Source organism: Rhodopila sp., from assembly GCF_035548095.1.
Classification (GTDB): domain Bacteria; phylum Pseudomonadota; class Alphaproteobacteria; order Acetobacterales; family Acetobacteraceae; genus Rhodopila.
In genome coordinates this window covers 221,932-242,197 of record NZ_DASZUV010000002.1, presented here as the reverse complement: position 1 = coordinate 242,197, position 20,266 = coordinate 221,932, and the positions used below count along the sequence as shown (strand labels likewise).

General features: G+C 67.5%; 16 protein-coding genes. 7 read left to right on the top strand and 9 right to left on the bottom strand.

From position 1 onward, the window contains the following. Positions 1-81: 81 nt before the first annotated feature. Positions 82-537 carry a MaoC family dehydratase gene (locus VHC04_RS03340; protein ID WP_325677924.1) on the bottom strand — a complete coding sequence of 152 codons (456 nt, stop codon included), beginning with the start codon at positions 535-537 and terminating at the stop codon, positions 82-84. A gap of 175 nt (positions 538-712) precedes the next feature. Here VHC04_RS03340 and VHC04_RS03335 point away from each other — a divergent pair, with 175 nt between their 5' ends. Both VHC04_RS03335 and VHC04_RS03330 read left to right on the top strand, forming a co-directional pair. After that, complete coding sequence (locus VHC04_RS03335) at positions 713-2,341, top strand: GMC family oxidoreductase (RefSeq protein ID WP_325677922.1); 1,629 nt, start codon at positions 713-715, stop codon at positions 2,339-2,341. 126 nt (positions 2,342-2,467) lie between these two features. Next, positions 2,468-4,093 carry a GMC family oxidoreductase gene (locus VHC04_RS03330; protein WP_325677920.1) on the top strand — a complete coding sequence of 542 codons (1,626 nt, stop codon included), beginning with the start codon at positions 2,468-2,470 and terminating at the stop codon, positions 4,091-4,093. 3 nt (positions 4,094-4,096) lie between these two features. On the opposite strand, the gene VHC04_RS03325 is transcribed toward VHC04_RS03330, so the two are convergent. Continuing rightward, on the bottom strand, positions 4,097-5,779 hold the full coding sequence (locus VHC04_RS03325; protein ID WP_325678261.1) for a M3 family oligoendopeptidase: 1,683 nt from the start codon (positions 5,777-5,779) through the stop codon (positions 4,097-4,099). Positions 5,780-5,789: 10 nt separating this feature from the next. After that, positions 5,790-7,568, bottom strand: coding sequence for an ABC transporter ATP-binding protein/permease (locus tag VHC04_RS03320; RefSeq protein WP_325677918.1), 1,779 nt, complete (start codon positions 7,566-7,568; stop codon positions 5,790-5,792). 284 nt (positions 7,569-7,852) lie between these two features. Between VHC04_RS03320 and VHC04_RS03315 the strand changes: the two genes are divergently transcribed. Continuing rightward, positions 7,853-8,674, top strand: a complete 822-nt coding sequence (locus tag VHC04_RS03315) for a TauD/TfdA dioxygenase family protein (protein ID WP_325677916.1) — start codon at positions 7,853-7,855, stop codon at positions 8,672-8,674. Between the two features lie 70 nt (positions 8,675-8,744). On the opposite strand, the gene VHC04_RS03310 is transcribed toward VHC04_RS03315, so the two are convergent. Then, on the bottom strand, positions 8,745-9,515 hold the full coding sequence (locus VHC04_RS03310) for an MOSC domain-containing protein (protein WP_325677914.1): 771 nt from the start codon (positions 9,513-9,515) through the stop codon (positions 8,745-8,747). Positions 9,516-9,626: 111 nt separating this feature from the next. On the opposite strand from VHC04_RS03310, the gene clpB reads away from it, so the two are divergent. Beyond that, complete coding sequence (gene clpB / locus VHC04_RS03305) at positions 9,627-12,206, top strand: ATP-dependent chaperone ClpB (RefSeq protein ID WP_325677912.1); 2,580 nt, start codon at positions 9,627-9,629, stop codon at positions 12,204-12,206. Positions 12,207-12,375: 169 nt separating this feature from the next. Here clpB and VHC04_RS03300 read toward each other — a convergent pair whose 3' ends face one another. Beyond that, on the bottom strand, positions 12,376-13,482 hold the full coding sequence (locus VHC04_RS03300; RefSeq protein ID WP_325677910.1) for an NAD(P)/FAD-dependent oxidoreductase: 1,107 nt from the start codon (positions 13,480-13,482) through the stop codon (positions 12,376-12,378). 131 nt (positions 13,483-13,613) lie between these two features. On the opposite strand from VHC04_RS03300, the gene VHC04_RS03295 reads away from it, so the two are divergent. Then, a complete protein-coding gene (locus VHC04_RS03295) occupies positions 13,614-14,486 on the top strand; it encodes an aldose 1-epimerase (RefSeq protein WP_325677908.1) in 873 nt (290 codons plus the stop codon). A 142-nt stretch (positions 14,487-14,628) separates the two neighbouring features. On the opposite strand, the gene VHC04_RS03290 is transcribed toward VHC04_RS03295, so the two are convergent. The 4 genes from VHC04_RS03290 to VHC04_RS03275 all read right to left on the bottom strand — a co-directional run bounded on the left by VHC04_RS03290 (position 14,629) and on the right by VHC04_RS03275 (position 18,718). Continuing rightward, positions 14,629-15,852 (bottom strand): hypothetical protein, encoded by a 1,224-nt coding sequence (locus tag VHC04_RS03290; RefSeq protein ID WP_325677906.1) that lies wholly within the window; start codon positions 15,850-15,852, stop codon positions 14,629-14,631. Between the two features lie 151 nt (positions 15,853-16,003). Next, a complete protein-coding gene (locus VHC04_RS03285; RefSeq protein ID WP_325677904.1) occupies positions 16,004-17,116 on the bottom strand; it encodes a hypothetical protein in 1,113 nt (370 codons plus the stop codon). A 70-nt stretch (positions 17,117-17,186) separates the two neighbouring features. Beyond that, a complete protein-coding gene (locus VHC04_RS03280; protein ID WP_325677902.1) occupies positions 17,187-17,969 on the bottom strand; it encodes an enoyl-CoA hydratase/isomerase family protein in 783 nt (260 codons plus the stop codon). 98 nt (positions 17,970-18,067) lie between these two features. After that, positions 18,068-18,718 carry a DNA-3-methyladenine glycosylase family protein gene (locus VHC04_RS03275; RefSeq protein ID WP_325677900.1) on the bottom strand — a complete coding sequence of 217 codons (651 nt, stop codon included), beginning with the start codon at positions 18,716-18,718 and terminating at the stop codon, positions 18,068-18,070. 252 nt (positions 18,719-18,970) lie between these two features. On the opposite strand from VHC04_RS03275, the gene VHC04_RS03270 reads away from it, so the two are divergent. After that, positions 18,971-19,531 (top strand): DsbA family protein, encoded by a 561-nt coding sequence (locus VHC04_RS03270; protein ID WP_325677898.1) that lies wholly within the window; start codon positions 18,971-18,973, stop codon positions 19,529-19,531. Positions 19,532-19,643: 112 nt separating this feature from the next. Next, the gene (locus VHC04_RS03265) at positions 19,644-20,027 is read left to right on the top strand and encodes a VOC family protein (RefSeq protein ID WP_325677896.1); all 384 of its coding nucleotides are present in this window, start codon (positions 19,644-19,646) and stop codon (positions 20,025-20,027) included. Positions 20,028-20,266: the final 239 nt, after the last annotated feature.

Sequence of the window (20,266 nt, the reverse complement as noted above, 5' to 3'; positions counted from 1 at the left end):
CGGCCACGGGACGTGTTCCGCGGATGCTGCCGCGGTTGCACGCCGGAACAGCAATCGCGGCGCGATCCCATCCATCGGATATCAATCGAATATCAATGCCAGTGTCTCGGCCACCAGCGCCGGCCGGCTGCTGCCTTCCAGCTCCACGGTGCTTTCGAAGGTCAGGCGCACACCGCCCGATACGTCATCCGCCGCCTTCAGCACCTGGCTCAGCCGCACGCGGGAGCCGACCGGCACCGGCGCGGTGAAACGCACCTTGTTGGCGCCGTAATTGATGCCGCGCGACATCCTGCGGATGCGATAGATGGCGTCGCCCAGCCGCGGCAGCAGCGACAGGGTCAGGAAGCCATGCGCGATGGTCTTGCCGCCCGGCATCTCCTGCTTCGCCCGTTCGACATCGACATGAATCCATTGATGGTCGCCGGTCGCATCGGCAAAGGCGTTGATCATGGGCTGATCGATCGTCACCCATTCGCTGGTGCCCAGCGACTTGCCGACATAGGCCTTCATGTCCGCCGGGCGTTCGACTTCCAGCATGCTTCTGCTCCCCTTCCAGTGGGTCGGCTCCCTGTGTAACGTGGCCGTCAGGGAGCAAATCGATGATCCAGCGCAGCCGACAGCCTCGGCGACCAGCCGGGACCGGTGCCGTATGCGGTACGGCATGGCGGCCGCGTCAAGCTGGGTAACCCGTCTCGACGGCACAAGGAAGACCATGTCCGAGGAAATGTTCGACTTCATCGTCACCGGCGCGGGGTCCGCCGGCTGTGCCATCGCCGGGCGCCTGGCCGAATCGCGGCAATACCGGGTGCTGCTGCTGGAAGCCGGACCGCCGGACAGGAATCCCTGGATTCACATCCCCCTCGGCTATGCCAAGACCTATGTCGATCCCAGGGTGAACTGGAAGTTCGAGACGGTGCCGCAGCCGCAGATGGCCGGGCGCAAGCTATATCTGCCGCGCGGCAAGACGCTGGGCGGCTCCAGCTCCATCAACGGGATGGTCTATATCCGCGGCCATCGCGGCGACTACGACGAATGGCGCCAGCGCGGTTGTACCGGTTGGGATTACGACTCCGTATTGCCCTTCTTCAAGAAGGCGGAAAACCAGACGCGCGGCGCCGATGACTTCCACGGCGTGGGCGGCCCGCTGCATGTGTCGGACCAGGCGATCCAGGGCGAGCTGTCGCGCGCCGTGCTGAAAGCCTGCGTGCAGGCGGGCATCCCGGCCAATCCCGACTTCAACGGCGCCGAACAGGAGGGCTGCGGCTTCTATCAGACCACCACCAACAACAGGCGGCGCTGGAGCGCGGCCAGGGCGTACCTGTCCAACAAGCCGGAAAACCTGACGATCCAGACCGGCGCCCACGCCACCCGGGTGCTGATCGAGAATGGCCGCGCGGTCGGCGTGGAATACCAGACGCCGGAAGGCCGGAAGACCAGCCGCGCGGGGCGGGAGGTGATCGTGTCCGGCGGCGCCTATGGTTCGCCGCAACTGCTGCTGCTGTCGGGGCTGGGACCCGCGGAGCACCTGCAGGAGATGGGCATCCCGGTGATCCGCGACATGCCTGCCGTCGGATCCAATCTCCACGACCATTTCAACACCACGGCAAGCTGGCGCTGCACCAGGGCGATCACCTTGAACGACCTGGAAAACTCCATGCTGCGGAAGGCGATCGCCGGGCTGCAATACATGCTGTATCGCGGCGGCCCGATGGCCAGCAATGGCGTCACCGCCGGCCTGTTCACCCGATCCGATCCGCGGCTGGAACGGCCGGACATCCAGGTGAACCTGTTCGAATGGAGCACCAGGGAGCGCACGCGGGAACGCGTGGTGCCGCATGATTTCTCGGGGTTCTCGATGACGCCCGTGCATCTGCGGCCCGAGGGACGTGGCACCGTGCGCCTGGGCAGCCCCGATCCGCTGGCGCCGCCCGCCGTGCTGTTCGACTACCTGCGCACGGAATACGACATCCGCACGGCGATCTGGGGGCTTCGCCTGGTTCGCAAGATCGCCGAGCAGCCGGCGCTGGCAGCCTATAACGCTGGAGAAATCTATCCCGGCAAGGACCTGGTCAGCGACGACGACCTGCTGGACTATATCCGCAGGACCGGCGTGTCCAACCAGCATCCCACCAGCTCCTGCGCCATGGGCGCCGGCCCGAGCACCGTCGTCGATCCGCGGTTGCGGGTCCATGGCATCGCCGGGCTGCGCGTCGCGGACGCGTCCGTCATGCCGGTCGCGCCGGGCGGCAACACCAATGCGCCGACGATCATGATCGGCGAGAAATGCGCCGCCATGCTGCTGGAGGACGCCAAGGCCGGCGCCGAGCCGTTGGCCGCCTGACGACCGCGCGGGCCAGCCGGATCGGCCGAAGGGACAGGCCCGAGGGAACAGGTCCAGGGGAACAGGCCCAGGGGAACAGGTCCAGGGGGAGAGGCCCAAGGGGGCAGGTCCAGGGGGAACAGAAGCGTGACAAACCAAGCCGACACCTATGATTTCATCGTCACCGGCGCCGGCTCCGCCGGCTGCGTCCTGGCGGCGCGCCTGACCGAAAGCGGCAAATATCGCGTGCTGCTGCTGGAAGCGGGCGGCGAGGACAAGAGCTTCTGGATTCACGTGCCGATGGGCTACGCCAAGACCTTCGTCGATCCGCGCGTGAACTGGATGTTCGAGAGCGAGCCGGAGGAGGAGCTGAACGACCGCACCATGTACCAGCCGCGCGGCAAGGTATTGGGCGGCACCAGCTCCATCAACGGCATGATCTACATGCGCGGCAACGCCGCCGATTACGATCAGTGGCGCCAGCTCGGCAATCCAGGCTGGGACTACGAATCCGTGCTGCCCTATTTCCGCAGGGCCGAGGACAACGAACGCGGCGAGGACCGCTACCACGGCAAGGGTGGACCGTTACGGGTCTCTAACCAGCCGTATGACTGGGAAATCGCCCGTGCGCTGCTGGAGGCATGCAAGCAGGCCGGCATCCCCGAAAACCCCGATTTCAACGGCGCGACGCAGGAAGGGTGTGGCTATTACCAGACCACGACAAGGGACAAGCGGCGCTGGAGCACCGCCGCCGCCTATCTGGGCATCGCCAAGGGGCGCCCCAACCTGGTGATCCAGACCAGGGCCCACGCCACGAAATTGCTGTTCAAGGATGGCCGCGCGGCCGGGGTGGCGTTCGCGACGCCCGCCGGGCCCCGCCAGGCCTGGGCATCGCGGGAAGTCATCGTGTCCGGCGGCGCCTATGGGTCGCCGCAACTGCTGCTGCTGTCCGGCATCGGGCCGGCGCAGCACCTGCGGGACATGGGCATCGACGTGGTCCACGACCTGCCCGGCGTGGGATCAAACCTGCAGGATCATTTCAACACCTACTGTACCTATCGGATCGCCCGCGACCTGTCGCTGAACTCGTTGCAGCATAGCTTCATCAAGCGCATGGTGGCCGGCGCGCAATACGTGTTCTTCCGCTCCGGCAAGATGTCGGGCAACGGGCTTTACGTCGGCGCGCTGGTGCGCAGCGACAAGCGGCTGGAACGGCCGGACCTGCAGTTCAACATCTCGGCCTGGAGCACGATCGAGCGGACGCGCAGGGGCATCATCTCGCATCCGCATCCGGGCATTTCCATCAGCCCGGTCCATCTGTCGCCCGAGGCGCGGGGCACGGTGCGGCTGAAGACGCCGAACCCGCTGGAAGGGCCGGCGATCAAGTTCAACTTCCTGAAGTCGGACAACGACATGCGGGTGATGATCCAGGGCGTGCGCATCGCCCGCAGCATTGTCCGCCAGCATGCCATGCAGGCGCTGCTGGTGGAGGAAACGCTGCCCGGCATCGCCGTCCGCACCGATGAGGACATCGCCGAGGATACCCGCGCCCGCGGCGTATCGAACCTGCATCCGGTCGGCAGTTGCGGCATGGGCAATGGGCCGATGGCGGTCGTCGATCCGCGTCTGCGCGTGCACGGCGTGCCGGGGCTGCGGGTGGTGGATGCCTCGATCATGCCGGTGATCGTTGCGGGCAATACCAATGCCCCGACCATCATGATCGCCGAGAAGGCATCCGACATGATCCAGGAGGATGCGCGGGCGGCGGCGTAGCCTTTACGCCGCCAGCACTGCTTCCGCCTCTTTCACCACGTCCGCCAGCGCCCCGTCGGCGAATGGCGACACCAGGCCGGCCGACCGCACCAGGTCCTGGAACGGCGCCGATCCGCCGCGGCCGCACAGGCCGACATAGGCTTCCAGCGCCGCGGCCCCATCCCGCCGCGCGCGGACCCAGAATTGCAGCGCGCAGCACTGCGCCAGGGTGTAGTCGATGTAGTAGAATGGCGAATTGTAGATGTGCTGCTTGGCCTGCCACCGCCCGCCCTTCGCCGGATAGGCCAGGTCGCCGTAGTCCAGCCACGGCATGTAGATCCGTTCCAGCCGCTGCCAGATCGCATGCCGCTCCGCCGGCGTGGCATCGGGTACTGCGTACACCTCGTGCTGGAAGTGATCGACGCACACGCCGTAGGGCAGGAAGGCCAGCGCGCCGATCAGGTGCATGCGGCGGAACCGTTCCGCCGCGTCCGCCCCCACCAGCCGGTCGATCGCCGGATAGGTCAGGAACTCCAGCCCCATGGAATGAATCTCGGCCGCCTCCATCGTCGGCCACAGATAGTCGATGCCCGGCTGGTGGCGGCTCTCCCAGTTCTGGAACGCGTGTCCCATCTCGTGCGTGAAGACGCCGATATCATGATGCGTCCCGTTGAAGTTGGCGAAGATGAACGGGACGCCCAGGGTGGGAAACGACGTGCAGAACCCGCCGCCGGCCTTGCCCGCGCGGTTCTTCAGATCCAGGAAGCCGCCGGCGCGCATCATCCGGTAGAACGCGGCAAGCCGGGGATCGAGTGCCGCGAACATGTCCTCGGCCGCGGCGACCAGCATGTCATGGTCGCCGACCGGCTTCGGGTTGCCGGCCGGATCGATCAGCGCCTCATCCCAGAACCGCAGCTTGTCCCAGCCATGCGCCGCCCGCCGCGCCTCCAGCAGCCGCCCGACCAGGGGGACGACATGCTGGACGACCTGCTGGCGATAGCGCGCCACATCCTCGGGCCCGTAATCGACCCGGCGCATACGGCGGTAACCGAGCGGGGTGTAGGTGTCGTAGCCGAGCTTGCGGGCCATGCCGTGGCGGCGTTTCACCAGCCGGTCGTAGAGGTCGTCCAGCTCAGGCCCGTTCTGGTCAAAGAATGACCAGCGTATTGTCTCGGCGTCGTGGCGGGTTGCGCGGTCGGGATCCTCGGCGAACGGCTCGATGCCGGGCAGGTTGACCGTCTGGCCGCGGATCGCCAGCTTCGCGCCGGCCAGCAATTCGGTGTAGCGGGCGGACAGGCGGGACTCCTCCTCCAGGTCCGGCTTGATGGCGGGATCGAAGGTGGTGACATCGGTTTCCCACAGCCGCAGCGCGTGGCGGCCGACCAGGCCGGCCAGTCCCGCCTGGTCGGGATCGGCCAGCAGGCGGCGCTTCAACGCGATATCCAGATCCGCCGCCTCGGGCGACAGCGCGTCGGCGTAATCCCGATCGGCTTTTGCCTTGGGGTTCTGGGTATTCTGCGCGAAGCGCAGATACACCAGCGCCGACCAGGTCTCGTAACGCCGGCGCATCCCATCCCAGTCGGCCAGCGCCCGTGCCCGGTCGCCGCGATCCAGGGCGGCATGGATCACGGCGCTGTCGGCCCGCAGGGTTTCGCGGGTGGGCGTGGCCTCGACGATATCGGCGAAGTGCGGTGCCATGGGTGCCATGGGTGCCATGTCAGTCTCCCGCCGGTTGCGCGGCCGTCGCAGACAGCGTCAGCACACCCGCATGCCCGGTCTCCCGCCGGAATGTCAGCAGGCGCTCATGATAACGCGCGACCGACTCCCGGTGCGCGATCGATACCAGGGTCGTGCCGGGCAGGCGTTCCTTCAGCAGCCGGTACAGCTCATCCTCGGCCTGCCGATCCAGGCTGGCGGTGGCCTCGTCCAGGAAGATCCACTCTGGTTTCGCCAGCAGCGCACGGGCGAAGCCCAGACGCTGCTGCTCGCCCATCGACAGGCGCTGCGGCCAGTTCTCATCCTCATCCAGCCGATCCGCCAGATGCGGCAGCCCGACATCCGCCAGCACTTGGCGCAATTCCGCGTCGCTGAACGCATCGGTGGCATTCGGATAGGTGATCGCGTGCCGCAACGAGCCCAGCGGGACATAGGGGCGTTGCGGCAGGAAGAACGCTTCGCGCGGCACCTCCACCCGCCCGGTGCCGAACGGCCAGATGCCGGCCAGCGCGCGGAACAGGGTGGACTTGCCGGTGCCCGACCGTCCGACCAGCACCACCGAGTGGCCCGGCGTCAATGTCAGGTCCACGCCATCCAGCAGCCTGGTGCCGTCCGGCAGGCTCATGGTCACGTCCTGCAGGCGGATCGCGCCATCCGGGGACTCCGATGTCTTGAAGCCGGCCGCGGCGGCTTCCCGCGCCGCCGTGATGGCGCGATCGAAGGTGGCCAGACGTTCGACGATGGCGCGCCATGTCGCCAGTTGCGCATAGGCCGAAACGAACCAGGACATCGAGCTTTGCACCTGGCCGAACGAGCCGACGGTCTGCATCAGATCCCCCAGCTGCATCGCGCCCGAGAAATAGCGCGGTGCCGCCACCACGATCGGGAAGATCACGGCAACCTGGTCATAGCCGACGGTCAGCGTGTTCAGGAGTTTCGTTCGCGTCATGATCTGCCGCCAGTTCACGATCACGGCGGCGAACCGCTCCCGCAGCGTCACGCCTTCCTCGGCTTCGCCCCGATACAGCGCGATATTCTCCATATTCTCGCGGATGCGGACCAGGGCGTAGCGGAAATCCGCTTCCACGCGCTGCTGCCTGAAGCTCAACATGGCCAGCGGGCGGCCGACGAGATGGGTCAGCCAGGTGCCGACGACCGCATAACCCAGCGCCACCCAGACCATATAGCCCGGGATCGGCACGCCCAGGATCGACAGCGGCCCGGACAGGCCCCACAGGATGCCGACGAAACTGAACAGCGATACGACGTTGGACAGCAGGCCCAGCCCCAGGCTGAGCGTATTGTCGGTAAAGTCGCGCAGATCCTCGGCGATGCGCTGATCGGGGTTGTCGGTGCCGACCGTGCCGTGCCCCGTGGTCAGGCTGATCCGGTAATAGGCGCGATCGGCCAGCCATTCGGTCAGGTACTGGCGCGTCAGCCATCGGCGCCAGCGGATCTGCAGCAACTGGTTCACGTACACCTGGTAGACCGACAGCGCGATGAACAAGGCCGCCACCGCGCAGAAGCCGGGCATCAGGCCGCTGGGCGTGGCGCGGTACAGGAACAGCAGCTCCAGGAACGCCCGCCAGTCCTTGTCCTGCAATGCGTTGTAGAATTCCCGCCGCCAGAAACTCAGCACCACGGTCAGGCCGACCAGCGTCAGGTTCATCGCGATGATGCCCAGCAGCAGGCCGCGGGCCGACCATTTTTCCTCGGAGCTCATGAAATAGGGGCGGGTCAGACGCCAGGCGTCCTTGAGGAATGGGCCTAATCCACGCATGAGGGCTGTCTCGCGGTCGGAAAGGATGTTTCGCTGGCGTGTGCGCCCCGCTTGGCGGGCAGGAGGAAACCGGCCGGCCGGTCAGCGGCAGTCATGCGGATCGCACAAATGTCATTTGCCGCTTGTTGCCCGGATCGACGCGGGGCGGCAAGCCAATTGCGCCTGGTGCCGCGCGGGACATGACCTTATGGGGTATTTGTAATACCCGGGACAAGTCGACCGCGGCCAATGCGGCAGGCGGTGTGGTGGGGAGGCAGGACATGCAGGGCAGGATGGACCGTGTCATGGCGATCCGTTGGACCGCGCCTTCGGTCGGCGCGGAGATCAGTGGCGTCGATTTGTCGCGGCCGCTCGATGCCGCGGCGCGGGAGACGATCCGGCACACCCTGGCGGAGCGTGGGGTGGTGTTCTTCCATGGACAGACCCTGACGCCGGAGCAGCACATCGCGCTGGCGCGCCAGTTCGGTGAGATCAACATCAACCGCTTCTTCTCCCATGCCGAGGGCCATCCCGAGATTGCCCTGGTGGTGAAGGAGCCGCACCAGACGAAGAATATCGGCGGCGGCTGGCATACCGATCACAGCTATGACCGGGTGCCTGCCATGGGGTCGATGCTTTATGCGCGCGAAACGCCCCCGACCGGCGGAGACACGCTGTTTGCCAGCATGTACGCCGCCTACGACGCGCTATCGGACGGGCTGAAACGCACGCTGGCCGGCCTGCGCGCGGTCCATTCCAGCCGGCACGTCTTCGGCGTGAAGCGGGAAGGGATGGAGGACCGGTTCCATAACCAGGATCTGGCGACCCAGGACGCCGTTCATCCCGTCGTCATCACCCATCCCGACAGCGGGCGGAAGGCGCTGTATGTCAATCCGGGCTTCACCCTGCGCTTCGAGGGCTGGACCGACGAGGAATCCCGATCCCTGCTGTCTTACCTGTACCAGCACGCGGTGCGGCCGGAGTTCGCTTATCGCTTCGCATGGCAGTCGGGTTCACTGGCGTTCTGGGACAACCGCGCCACCTGGCACTACGCGGTCAATGACTATCATGGTGAGCGTCGTTTGATGCACCGCATCACGCTGGAGGGGGTACCGCTGGCGGCGTGACGCGGATGGAGGCGGCTCACGCGGCCTTCCTGGACGGCCGGACGCTGGCGGCGTGGACCCGGCTTGCCGACTAGTCCAGCAGCTCGATCGCATCCCCCATCGCGATCCGGCCGCCCTCGACGACCTCGGCATGGATGCCCAGCTCGACGTGGCCGTAGAGCCGGCGCAGCTCCTCCATCGGGTCGCAGTCGCGTTGGAACGTCTCGGGGTTCACCTGCGTGGCCGGGCAACGGGCGATCCCTTTCAACACCCGCAGCACGGCACCGCCAACCTGCAGCTCCCTGCCGATCCATTCGCGCTCCGCCCAGGCCGGGGCACCGCTGAACCAGATGTTGGCACGGAACCGCCGCCGGTGCCGCCGGCCGCCGACCTTGCCCTCATAGTCCCGCAGGCTTGCCAGGTTGTTCAGGCTCACCACCTTGGTCTTCTGGTCGATGAAGCTGTGGCCCGGCACGTGGTGGAAGCGCGGCGGGTTCCCGGCTTCGTCGCGCCGAGCCTCCTCGCCAAGATAGGTTATGAGGAAGCTGCCGATCTCGGCTCTGCCGCTCTCGGTCAGCGCGTTGGCCGATACCCGGTCGCCGGACGGCGCGCGGATGGTCAGCTGGCCCGTGCCCGGCTCGAACACGCTGAACAGCGCCGCCGCCCTGGCGTTCTTCATCAGGCACATGAAGTTCGTCTTCATCAGCCAGGCCGGCACGGCCGGGTCGAAGCCCGAATCCCCCTGAGCCAGGGCGAAGGCCCGGTCCCACGGGATCGTCTGCCGCGCCTCGACCTCCGTCTCCTCCAACGCCTCCGCCGTTAAGCCTTTGACCGGATAGCGATAAAGATATTCGATCCGCATCGACGCCTCCCTCTTGAGGCGCCGTGCCGCTCGCCCCAAGTTGATGATCAAAGGTTCATCCGGCTGCCTGCAAGGGGTCGGATGGCCGTCGCCTATGAAGGGACAGGGACCATGGATATTCAGAAATTCACCGAGCGCGCACAAGGATTCCTGCAGGCCGCGGGAACCATCGCGATGCGCGAATACCATCAGCGCATTACCCCGGAGCACTTGCTGAAGGCGCTGCTGGACGATGAGGAAGGGGCGGCAGCCGGCTTGATCAAGTCTGCCGGTGGCGATCCGAAGGCGGTGCAGGCCGCGATCAATGCCGAGGTCGCCAAGCAGCCGAAGGTCAGCGGTGATGTCGGCCAGCCTTCGCTGACGCCGGAGCTGGTTCGCGTGCTGGACGCCGCGCAGCAAAGCGCGACGCGCCATGGCGACGAGTATGTCGCCCAGGACCGTCTGCTGGTCGCGTTGGCCGAGTCCGCCACGCCGGCCGGCCGTGCGCTGAAGGCGGGTGGCGTGACGCCACAATCGCTGGAAAAGGCGGTCAATGACGTGCGCAAGGGCCGCAAGGTGACCAGCGCCAACGCCGAGTCGACCTTCGACGCGTTGAAGAAATATGCCCGTGACGTCACCGCGCTGGCGCGCGACGGCAAGCTGGACCCGGTCATCGGCCGCGACGAGGAAATCCGCCGTGCGATCCAGGTGCTGGCGCGCCGCACCAAGAACAACCCCGTGCTGATCGGCGAGCCCGGCGTCGGCAAGACCGCGATCGTCGAGGGCCTCGCGCTGCGCATCGTCAATGGCGACGTGCCGGAGGCGCTGAAGGGCAAGCAGCTGCTGTCGCTCGACCTGGGCGCGATGGTCGCCGGCTCCAAGTACCGCGGCGAGTTCGAGGAGCGGCTGAAGGCCGTGCTGAAGGAGATCGAGGCGGCCGAAGGCAAGGTCATCCTGTTCATCGACGAGATGCACACGCTGATCGGCGCCGGCCGCGGCGATGGCGCGATGGACGCGTCCAATCTGATCAAGCCGGAGCTGGCCCGCGGCACGCTGCACTGCATCGGCGCCACCACGCTGGACGAGTACCGCAAGCACGTGGAGAAGGACGCGGCCCTGGCGCGGCGGTTCCAGCCGATCTTCGTCGGCGAGCCGAGTGTCGAGGACACGATCAGCATCCTGCGCGGCATCAAGGAGAAGTACGAGCTTCACCACGGCGTCCGCATCACCGACGGCGCGCTGGTGGCCGCGGCGACCCTGTCCAACCGCTACATCACCGACCGGTTCCTGCCGGACAAGGCGATCGACCTGATGGACGAGGCCGCGAGCCGTCTGCGCATGCAGGTCGACAGCAAGCCCGAGGCGCTGGATGAACTCGATCGCCGCGTCATCCAGCTCAAGATCGAGCAGGAGGCGCTGAAGAAGGAATCCGACATCGCCTCCAAGGAGCGGCTGGAGAAGCTGGTCAAGGAACTGGCGGAGCTGGAGGACAAATCCAACGCCATGACCGCCGCCTGGAAGGCCGAGAAGGATCAGGTCACCGAGACCCAGAAGCTGAAGGAGCAACTCGACCAGGCGCGCTCCGAGGTGGAGATCGCGCAGCGCAAGGGCGATTTCGCCAGGGCGGGCGAACTGACCTACAGCATCATTCCGGGTATCGAGGCCAAGATCGCCAAGGCCGGTGACGGCAAGCTGGTGAACGAGGCGGTGACCGAGGAAAGCATCGCCGCGGTCGTCTCCCGCTGGACCGGCGTGCCGGTGGACAAGATGCTGGAAGGCGAGCGGGCCAAGCTGCTGCGGATGGAGGACGAGCTGCGCAAGCGGGTCGTCGGCCAGGACGACGCGCTGGTCGCGGTGTCCAATGCGGTGCGGCGTGCCCGTGCCGGCCTGCAGGACCCGAACCGGCCGATCGGCAGCTTCCTGTTCCTGGGTCCGACCGGCGTCGGCAAGACGGAGCTGACCAAGGCGCTGGCCGCGTTCCTGTTCGACGACGACAAGGCGATGGTGCGCATCGACATGAGCGAGTTCATGGAGAAGCACAGCGTCTCCCGCCTGATCGGCGCGCCGCCGGGCTACGTCGGCTATGACGAGGGTGGTGTGCTGACCGAGGCGGTGCGTCGCCGGCCCTATCAGGTGATCCTGTTCGACGAGGTCGAGAAGGCGCACGAGGATGTGTTCAACGTCCTGCTGCAGGTGCTGGACGACGGTCGCCTGACCGACGGCCAGGGCCGCACGGTGGACTTCAAGAACACCATCATCGTGCTGACCTCCAACCTGGGCAGCGAGATCCTGGCGCGGCAGCCGGAAGGCGAGGCGACCTCCATGGTGCATGGCGAGGTGATGGCGATCGTCCGCCGCCACTTCCGTCCGGAGTTCCTGAACCGGCTGGACGAGATCATCCTGTTCCGCCGCCTGCAGCGGTCGGACATGGCGAGCATCGTCACCATCCAGCTGGGGCACCTGAAGGCGCTGCTGCACGATCGGAAGATCGGGCTGGAGCTGGACCGCTCCGCCCTGGAATGGCTCGGCACCGAGGGTTACGACAGTGTCTACGGCGCGCGGCCGCTGAAGCGGGTGATCCAGCGCTCGTTGCAGAACCCGCTGGCGCAGATGATCCTGGAAGGGTCGGTGAAGGACGGCGACACGGTGCACGTGACCGCCGGTGCCGACGGCCTGGTGATCAACGGCCACGTCATGGAACAAGCGGCGTAACGACCGCACGCGGCCGGAGCGCGAATAACGGAAGGGGCGGTGGCGACACCGCCCTTTTCGTTGTATTGTTGTGTCGTTGAAATCCCCAGCCTTTGCCTGTGCCTTTTTGGCAAAGACATGAATGGCGGGCCGGCGCCCGCCATCACCGACGTGCAATGGAAGGACGGGTTCAGCCGGTCCGCGATACTTCCAAGACATGGTCCGCGATCGCCAGCGACGCGGTCAGGCCGGGGCTTTCGATGCCGAACAGGTTGATCAGCCCCGCCACACCGTGCGTCTGCGGGCCCTGGACGACGAAGTCCTGTCCCGGCGCACCCTTCGGCACGATCTTTGGCCGGATGCCGGCATAGCCTGGCTGCAGCGCGCCGTCCTTCAGCCCCGGCCAGTATTTCCGCACGGCGTCATAGAAACTGTCCGACCGGTGCGGATCGACCGCGTAATCGATGGAATCGACCCATTCCACATCCGGTCCGAAGCGGGCCTGGCCGCCCAGGTCGATCGTCAGGTGCACGCCCAGGCCCCCTGGCACCGGAACGGGGTAGATCAGGCGGGAGAAAGGTGACCGCCCCGACAGGGTGAAATAATTGCCTTTGGCGTAATAGGTGCCGGGCACACGATCCTTTGGCATGCCGGTGATCCGGCTCGCCAGCGCGGGTGCATGCAGGCCGGCGGCATTCACCAGCAGCCGCGTGCGCAATGTCATCGGATCGTCACCGCCGACATCGATCTCGATCCGCCGGTCCGCCACGCGCCCGCGCAGCACCGGGCTGAGGAACACCAGCACCGTGCCGGCATTCTCCGCGTCGCCTTGCAGTGCCACCATGTAGCCGTGGCTGTCGATGATCCCGGTCGTGGGCGACAGCAGGGCGCTCGTGCAGCGCAGGTTCGGCTCCATCGCCACGGCTTCATCGGCGGTCAGCACGCGCATGCCCTCGACGCCGTTCGCCTCGGCCCGCGCCTTGATGCCGGCCAGCATCGCGTCCTCCTGCGCGCTGGTCGCGACGATCAGCTTGCCGCAGTTGCGATGCGGCACGCCCTTCTCGGCGCAATAGGCATATAGGGCGCGCCGCCCGGCGACGCAGAACCGAGCCATGAGGCTGTTGGCGGGGTAATAGATGCCGGCGTGAATGACCTCGCTGTTGCGGGAGGATGTTTCGGTGCCGATGCCTTCGGCGGCTTCCAGGACGATGACCTCCCGTCCGGCCAGGGCCAGCGCCCTCGCCACCGCCAGGCCGACGACGCCGGCACCCACGACCACGCAATCCACTTCCTCCACGCCGTTCCCTCCTGCGATCGGGTGCGCCCGTCCGAGGGCGGCACAGTGCGCGTCGGCGCCGCGCGATGCGAGCCGCCTTCCGTCGCTCCGCGCCCGGCCTTAATCTCCGGCGAAACCGGAGTCAAAAGCCGATGCTCACCTTGAGGGCGGGCGAGAACGCCATCGTCGTGGCGCCGGAGACCGGTGGTGGGGTGGTCGGTTGGATGACCGGTAACACGCCGGTTCTGCGCCGCGCCGTTCCCGGTGCGGTGGTGGCCGGCAATCCGCATGTGCTGGGATGGTTCCCGCTGCTGCCGTACGCGAACCGCATCGCGCGGGGCCGATTCACCTGGCGGGGCGTGGACCATCGGCTGACGCCGAATTTCGGCGACAGCCCGCACACGATCCACGGGATCGGCTGGCAGCGGCCCTGGTCGGTGGAGATGCTGACGGCGTGCCGCGCCCGCCTGGGCCTGGATCATGCCGGGGACGCGGCGTGGCCGTTCGCGTTCCGGGCGACGCTGGATTACGCGGTGGCGCCGGATTCGGTGACGGTCGGCATTGCCCTGACCAACCGCGCCCCCCACCCGGCACCGGCGGGTCTCGGCTTGCATCCGTATTTCCCCAAGGCGCATGACCCGGCGTTGCGCTTTGGCGCGACCGGTGTCTGGCGGACCGGTCCCGATGTGCTGCCGGCCGCGCACGGTCCTGTCCCCGCGGATTGGCGCTTCGACCAGTCGAGGCGGGTGACGCCGATGCGGCTCGACAACTGCTTCACCGGATGGGATGGCCGCGCCGCGATCGCCGCCGGACCCGCCAGCCTGTGCATCGCGGCCAGCGCCGCCTTCACCAACCTGCAGGTGTTCACGCCGGATTGGGGGGACTTCTTCTGCGCCGAACCGGTCAGCCACGTGCCCGACGCGTTGAACCATGCTGGCCTGCCCGCGGATCAGGCCATGGCATGCCTGGCGCCGGGAGAAGCCCTGGCCGGCACGATCCGCCTGATCCTCTCCGGCCGCGGCTGAGCCTCGCCGGATTGCGGTGCCCGTCATGCCACGCTGGTGATGGCAGTTCCCCTCCGATCCCACGCCGATCGCAGGTGACCATAGAGGGTGACGATCCAGGGTGACGACTGCCGGGACCGCGACAGGCCGGCGCCGCTGTGCGTTACGCGGAACGATCATGCTCCGCTAGCAGCGCGAGCGCCGCGTCGGCCCCTTCGAGGATTTCCACCAGCCGTACCCGGCCGGCCAGATCGATCGCCGCCGTCTCGGGCAATTGCCGGACGGCTTCCGCGGCTCCGGCCATCTTCTTCTGATACGGCGCGGCACCGCCGATCGCCCTGCCTTCCGCCTCCAGAACGCGCAGCCCGCGCGCGACCGCCTCCAATCCGGTCAGGTCGACCTGCGCCGCGGGCCCGGCCGACGCCCGCAACGGGATCAGGAACGCCTGTGCCAGGCCCTGGTCGAACTGCCGCTGGCAGTCGCGATCCAGCCGCTGGCGCAGTTCCCGGATCTGTTCCCGCCGGCCGCGTGAGGCCTGGTCCTGGTCCAACTCCGCCAGCAGTTCCGCAACCTGGCGCACCGCCGCGCTGAATTCAGCCAACGGCTTGTGCGCGACGATGGACTGGCCGTCCGCCAGCCGCCGCAACAGCAGGTCGGTGGCACTTTCCATCGCCGCGCGCAGGCCCGGCAGTGAGCCGCCGGCCGACAGGTCGTACAGCACGGCTGCGGCCTGCGACAGGCGGCTGAGCAGGATCAACACCAGCAACGGCAAGGCGTCGGCGCGCTCCTGCATGACAGCGCACAGCATGGCGTCGACGGCGTTGCGGTCGGGCGGCAGCAGCCCGTTGGCGGTGGCGATCACCAGAGAATCCAGCACCGGGGCCTGGCGGAGCAGCGCCGCGGCACGGGCGGCCAGATCCTGGAAAACGCGCGGTGACAGCCCGGTCTGGTCCCACCCGTCGGGTACCTGGGCGACGCGCAGGATCGAAGCGGCCTCGGGCCAGAACGTGGCACCCAGGGCGCCGATCAGTTCGGCGTCATCGGTTGTGCGGTCGCGGATCGATTCGCGGATGGTCGCCATCTTGGGGCCCATCGCCGCTTCGACGATCAGGGTCATCGGGGTCACGACGCTGCGCGGCAGCGCCGGATCGGTGAGCCTCCAGGTGGTCGGCGGCATGATCAGCGGATCGAGGGGGTAGAACAGCAGGCGGGAAAACCGCAGCGGCCGGGCGAGTTGCAGCGCGCCGAGGCGATGGCGCAGCGGGGCGATCAACTCGTCGGCTTCGCCCCGGTCGGCCAGCCCGTCCACGGTCTCAACGACACGCCGGAGCCGATGATCTTCGGCCCCGGCAACCTGCCGCTTCAGTGCCTTGATGTCATCCTTCATGGCTATCTATGCCTCTCGGACTCGACGCGGCGCTGTGTGCATCGCCGGGCCGTGCCATGGCGGAGCTGCGCCCGCCGTGACGGCAAGGACTGGCTGGCAGCGCCGGCTGGCATTCGGTCCCCGCTGGCATTCGGTCCCCGCTGGCATTCGGTCAAAGACTCATTGCGCGCATGCGCTCGTTCCGCTCGATCAGCAGCAAGGCATTGGCACCGACCCGCCACGCATCATTATGCGATGCCACATGCACATTCGGCGTCAGGGCCGAGGCGGGCAGGGGGCGCGGGCTCCACTGCATCGCCTCGCGCGGCAGCGAGGGAATGATCTGCGCCATCTCGAACAGCGCCGCCAACCGGTCCTGGCTGTTCGCGCTGACACGCCACAGCAAGGTGATCTGCTCCCAGCCGTCGAGGAACCATTCCGGCCGGGTGGCGGTCGCCACCACATCCGCGTGGCCGCCGAACCAGCGGACGAGCAGCGCGACCGGATCGCTGGTCAGCGCGCGCGCCGCGGCCAGGGCGGCCTCGGCACACAGCAGCACGATATCCGCCGAGGCCGCGATGGCCCTGCCCAGCGCGCCGACGCCGGTTTCGCCACGGGCCGCCGTGTCCAGGATCTGGTCACGGGTCTGACGGACGAGGCTCGTCAGGCGGACGATGCGGGAGGGTACCGGGTCGCCATCCACGCCGACGGGCGCGAACAGGACCGCCATCGCGGCGAGCGCCTGGCCCAGTTCCGGCCCACTTCGACCAAATCGCCGGCTCAGGCGCGTGAGGACGCCGCGACCCCGCCGTTGCAGCTCGGCCGCCTGGGCGCCGACGTCGGTGATCTTGTCGCCGCTGGGTTCGATCTGCTCCACCAACAGGTTCAGCAGGTGGAACTCGGACATCAGGGCACGGGTGCGGTCGGCTTCGGCGGCACCGCGCGCCACGGGTCTCGCCGCGTCGCCCGCGTAGCCTTCGGCGGCAGTGGCCCGAGCGGCTTCGCGGACGGAGCTGGGGGAGAGCGTGGGCAGGGTGTCGATACGCCTGGCCAGCAAGACGTCGTGCACGGTGGGACGGTAATGCTGGCGGATGCCGCGCAGGGGCAGGATATAGACGCCCCGTCCGCCGGAGGGGTTATGAACGACCAGTTCCTTGCCCTGCCGGCCGGTGTCCCGCACCCGGGCGCCGGCCAGCATGGGCGTGGTGAAAGGCACCGCCGCGCCCCGGTCCTGGAACGTGGCCGGGTGATGGAGATCCGCCGGCGATGGGCTGAATGCGTTCACGCCACCCAGTGTGCGGGCAGTTCCTAAACAAAAGGTTACCGACGGCTCTCATCATGGACGGCGCCGGCCGTCAGTGCCCGTGGAACACCGGCTTCTGCTTGGCCATGAAGGATTTGCAGGCGTTGCGAAAATCCTGGGTGCGGGTGAAATCGCTGGTGGCCAGCTCCTCTTCCTTGCCGATCGGCAACGGGCCGCGCAACTTCCGCAGCGCCATCTTGTGGTAGCGCGCGGACAGCGGGGCACCCTGGGCGATGCGCTCGGCCAGTGCCATCGCCTCGACCTCCACGCGATCGTCGGGCACGACACGGGACAGCAGCCCTTTTTCATAGGCTTCTCGCCCGGTGAAGATGCGGCCCTCGATCAGCATTTCCGACGCGACGCCGGTGCCGGCCAGGGTGATGATCGGGTCGATCTCGGCATACGGGTACCAGACGCCCAGGTTGCGGGCGGTAATGCCCATGCGGATGCTTTCCCCGCCGACGCGGAAATCACACATGGTGGCGATACCCGCGCCGCCGCCCAGGCAATGGCCCATGATCATCGCCACCACCGGATGCTGGCACAGCCGGATCGACTGCATGCTCTCATCCAGCACATGCGCGTATTCGGCTTCCCGCTCCTGGGTGCCTCGCTCTTGTTCAAACGCGCCGATATCGGCGCCCGCGCAGAAGGCCTGGTGCCCCGCCCCGCGCAGCACGACGCAGCGCAGGGAGTCGTCTCGCGACAGCTCTTCCATGATCGCCTGCAGGCCACGCCACATGGCCAGATCGAAGGCATTCCGCGTTTCGGGGCGGTTGAACGTGACGGTGGCGATGGCTCCCTGGCGGGACATCAGCAGGCGAGCGGCGGACATACGCGAGGCGACTCCTGTGGTTCAGACTTTAAGTATTTGATTTGACGGTGCGATCCGCGTTTTCTGCCAGCCGGCTGCGAACCATCGCGCACTGTCTGTCACGTCGCCGGAAAATCGTCCATGGCCGGCCGCCCGGTGATGTACCGCCAATGGTGCCAGAGCAGCCGGGCGGCGAGCGACCGGACCGGCTGCCATCCGGCGGCAATCGACCGCAGTTCCCGAGGAGAGGGCCGCGCGGGCAGGCGCTTCAGGTCCGCCAGCGACGCAGCCAGGGCGATGTCGCCGGATGGAAAGATGTCCAGCCGCTCCACCGCGAACAGCAGGTAGACCTCGGCTGTCCAGCGGCCGAGACCCTTGACGCCCGCAATCGCCTCGACAGCCGCTTCATCCTCCAGCCCGGCGATCCGCTCGGCGCTGAGTGTGCCGTCTAAAAAGGCGGAGGCGAGGGCTCGGGCATGCACGACCTTGGGGCGCGACAGACCGGCGGCGCGCAGCGTGTCGTCGGACAGGGTCAGCAGAGTCGCCGGGTCCAGCGCGCCGGGGATCGCCCGCAGCCGCCCCCAGATCGCGGCCGCGGCGGCATTGCTGATCATCTGCGCCACGATCGCCTGCAGCAGGCCGGGGAAGCCCGGTGTCCGGCGGCGCCAGGGCAGCGGGCCGGCGCGGTCCTGGATCGACGCGAAGGCCGGGTCCAGCGCGATCAGCGTGTCGACGGCGGCCAATGCTGCCAAGGGTGGGGTATGTGGCACGGACGCGTCTTACCGGGCGGAGCGCGCCGCGTGGAGTCTTCCCGGCTTGCCCCTCGGCCGTCGCCGGTCATGTCCGGCCGCGATATGGGCCTGGCCGGTGCGTGCCCAAGCGGCGCGAGCCATCCGGCGCGGCGTATCCCGCGTGAGCTTTCGCTGCCTTCCGGAACGTGCTGTCGTTCATGATACCGCCGGGCGGCGGGACAGCCGCGCTTCGCCCATATCGTAGCCCCATATTGTAGTAAGGATGATCCGATGACAGACACGACGTGGCGTGCCGATCCGCTGACCTGGGGCACCGGTCCCCGGGTGTTCGAGATCTTCCTGGAGCCGACCTGTCCCTTCTCGGTGCGGGCCTTCGGCAAGCTCGATGATCTGCTGGCGCAGGCCGGCGCTGATCGGATCACGGTAAAGATCCGTCTGCAGTCCCAGCCCTGGCACATGTATTCGGGGGTGATCGTGCGCTGCATCCTGGCGGCCTCTACGCTGCCGGGCGGCAAGGAGGCCGCCAGGACCGTCATGACAGCGGTAGGCGCGCATCGCGAGGAGTTCGAGTTCGAACGGCACTGCCGAGGTCCGAACATGGATGCCACCCCGCACGACATCCTCCGCCGGATCGAGGACTACAGCGGCGTCGCGCTGGCCGAGGCGTTCGCCATCCCGGACCTGGATCGGGAGGTCAAATGGCACTGCAGATACGCCCGCCAGAACGGCATCCATGTCTCGCCCACCTTCATGATCGATGGCCTGGTCCAGCCCGACATCAGCAGCGGCGACGCGGTCTCCGACTGGGCGGCGAAGCTGCTGAAGGGCTGAAGCGACGAGGCGTGCGAGCGGCCGGCTGGTCCAGGCAGGGCTTTTCGGCGGAGGGGAACCGTGATCTGCTGCCGCCGCCGGTCCGCACCGGATCTCATGAGGAGGAAACCGCATGTTCAGCCATGTCATGGTGGGCAGCAACGACATTGATCGTTCGAAGAAGTTTTACGACGCGCTGTTCGGCGCGCTTGGCGGCAAGCCGGGCTCCGTGGACCCCAAGGGGCGCCTAGTCTACATGTACAATGGCGGATTGTTCCTCGTCAGCAAGCCGATCGACGGCAAGGCGGCCACGCCCGCCAATGGCGGCACGATCGGCTTCGCCATGACGGGGCCGGAGCAGGCGAAGGCCTGGCACGACGCCGGCGTCGCCGCCGGTGGCACTTCGATCGAGGATCCGCCCGGCGTGCGCACCGGCGGCGCGTTCCCGATGTATCTTGCCTATCTGCGCGACCCGGACGGCAACAAGCTGTGCGCGTTGCATCGGATGCCGGCCTGATTTCCGCGTATCGGTGACGCAGGACTGGCCGCCAAGGCGGTGCTGCGTCACCCGGTCCTGCGTCACCCGGTCATGATCCTTCGGAACCGGCGGAACCGGGTCAACCGGCGCGTGTGGCGTGTCCCGCGAACTGGTGTCGGGCCATTCGTTGCGGCGCGGCTGACCCTGTCCCATCCTCGGCCGAAGGAGACGGAGCCTCCGGAGTGCCCCTGGCCGATCCCTCCCGCCGCGAACGGCCG